Annotated in this window: 1 protein-coding gene; it reads right to left on the bottom strand. The window is 44.8% G+C overall.

All coding sequences use genetic code 11. The features are described from left to right. Nucleotides 1–1,441 precede the first annotated feature (1,441 nt). On the bottom strand, nucleotides 1,442–2,263 hold an 822-nt coding region (locus AC1DUO_RS24195; protein WP_477989129.1), incomplete at its 5' end, for an efflux RND transporter permease subunit.

The raw sequence follows: 2,263 nt of genomic DNA, 5'->3' as shown, positions 1-2,263 counted from the left end.
GCTATAACCGCATTCAAAGTCTGCTCTTCGCCCATAGCTGCCGGTGGTCTTTCTAGGGCTGCAGAGCGATTTTACTAAAGCTGATAATATATCAATGGGTTGGAAAAGGTGTGCTCGACTCTTTTTCAGAAGCGGACAGAGTAAATCAAAAGTTATCAGCCATAGGATTAAGTCTATGATGAAAAATAGTTTAGGATTTATGTTAAAAGGTAGTGAATGACTGACCATAAAATATACAGAGTGAATGCAATCTGTAGCACCTTAAATGGATATCTTATATAGCGCCATTCGTGGCGTTCTCTGGCGTTGGCTTTTGAGATTGAAGCTTCTAAATTTGGTTTTTTTTTCCTTCTTTTCCGCAGCTCAGCACAACCCCAAACTAAAAGAAGTACTACCACCACAATTTTAAGAAGTACTGAGCTGTCTATATTGAAATGTGTTTCCCAAGTCCAATTAGTATTGTTCATCCTTTCTGACCTTTTACATTTTAGCCTGATCTCAAAGAGTTATAACAAGTAATGACTTGCATATCCACTCAAACAAAATGGTTAATCAAAATTCTTATCAATGATCATGTCCTTAACAAGTTGCATAGTGAAGTCAGATTCGTGTTGGGTAAATGACTTTCCTACCTTTTTGGGCACGATATCAGGCCCCCGCTCATAGCAGACCTTCAGCGTCACGTGTTTGTCTGCTGCGTGCCAACAGCGGACATTATTTACATCACGATATTTTAATTGATGAGAGCAGATTCAACGGATATTTTAGAAAATTCATGTGGTCAGCATGAGTCTATTCAATAATGGAGATGCATATATGGATAAACACTTTTTTGTGTGTATTTTCGCGTTTGTCGCTTTTTCTGTGGGTGCTGCGGATGGTGGAAACGGTGGGTCTATGTCACAACCTGGTAAACCAGGTGCAGACGGAGGGAGGGGCTCTGACGGCGGCAGTTCAGATAATTCACCAGGTAGGGCAGGATGTCCAGGAGGAACGGATCCTGCTGAGAATGGCACTTTTTATCTCCCAGGAACAAAAGAACAATGCAATCCAGGTCCACAGGACTCAACGAAAAGTGCAAATTTGCTGTAATGCATCCTCGTCGTAACTGATTTTATAATTAATCCGACTGGCTGACAGACTCGGTCGAGGATCCTCATTGGAGATAAAAAATTTGGATATGGAACTCAGCATCCGAGAAGCAATAAGTTCTGATCTTGCGATCATTAGTGATTTGGCTCGCGAGCTTAAACCCTTTGAACACCTGATTGTCATTTACACTGTGTAAACGAGTGAAATAGGACACGGTCATTCCCGGCTACATGCTTTGATGCTTAATGCCTGTTTATCTTCTGGATACGACGCATGCACTCCTCCGGTTAAAACGTCGACCACTTTATTTTCGTGAATGGGAATTTATCAGGAAGAAATAATCTTCGCATCAGGACCCTTTATGGGATTTGGTGTTCGATAAACTTCTCATCACAACAACATAAAAAACAGGTACGAAGAAGATGGCCAATAGTGTGCCACTTATCATGCCGCCAAAAACGCCTGTACCAATGGCGTGCTGCGTCTGAGCACTGGCACCGCTTGCTAACATCAATGGTACCACCCCAAGAGTAAACGCAAGCGACGTCATAATAATGGGGCGCAACCTCTGCCGTGCTGCCTGCAGCGTTGCCTCGTAAATATCCATTCCCTCGGTGTAAAGCTGGCGGGCAAATTCTACAATCAGGATCGCATTTTTAGTAGATAACCCAATTAAAGTGATCATGCCTACCCGGAAGAAAATATCGTTAGGCATACCCGCTATATAGACGGCCGCAACCGCACCGGCAAGGCCAAGGGGGACAACCAGCATCACCGATAAGGGAATGGCCCAGCTCTCATACAGGGCTGCCAGTACCATAAACACCACGAGCACAGAAAGCACCATCAGCACAGGCATTTGTGACGCGGAGGAACGCTCCTGCAGTGAAGTGCCGGTCCATTCAATCATGAAGCCAGCGGGAAGCATGGCTCCCAGCCTTTCCACTTCGGCCATAGCTGCCCCGCTGTAATAGCCGGGTGAGGCGCTGCCGGTGATTCTGACGGCAGGAAAGCCCTGATATCGGTTTAGTTGCTGCGCTGTAAGACTCCAGTTGATTTTTACAAATGAAGCCAGTGGTACCATTTCATCCTTACTATTTTTGACATACAGCTTCAATACATCGTGGGTGTACATTCTGTAAGGCGCATCAGCCTGAACGATGACCTGCTG

Source organism: Rahnella sp. P4_A8 (assembly GCF_056402435.1).
This window is presented reverse-complemented; position numbering and strand designations above follow the sequence as displayed.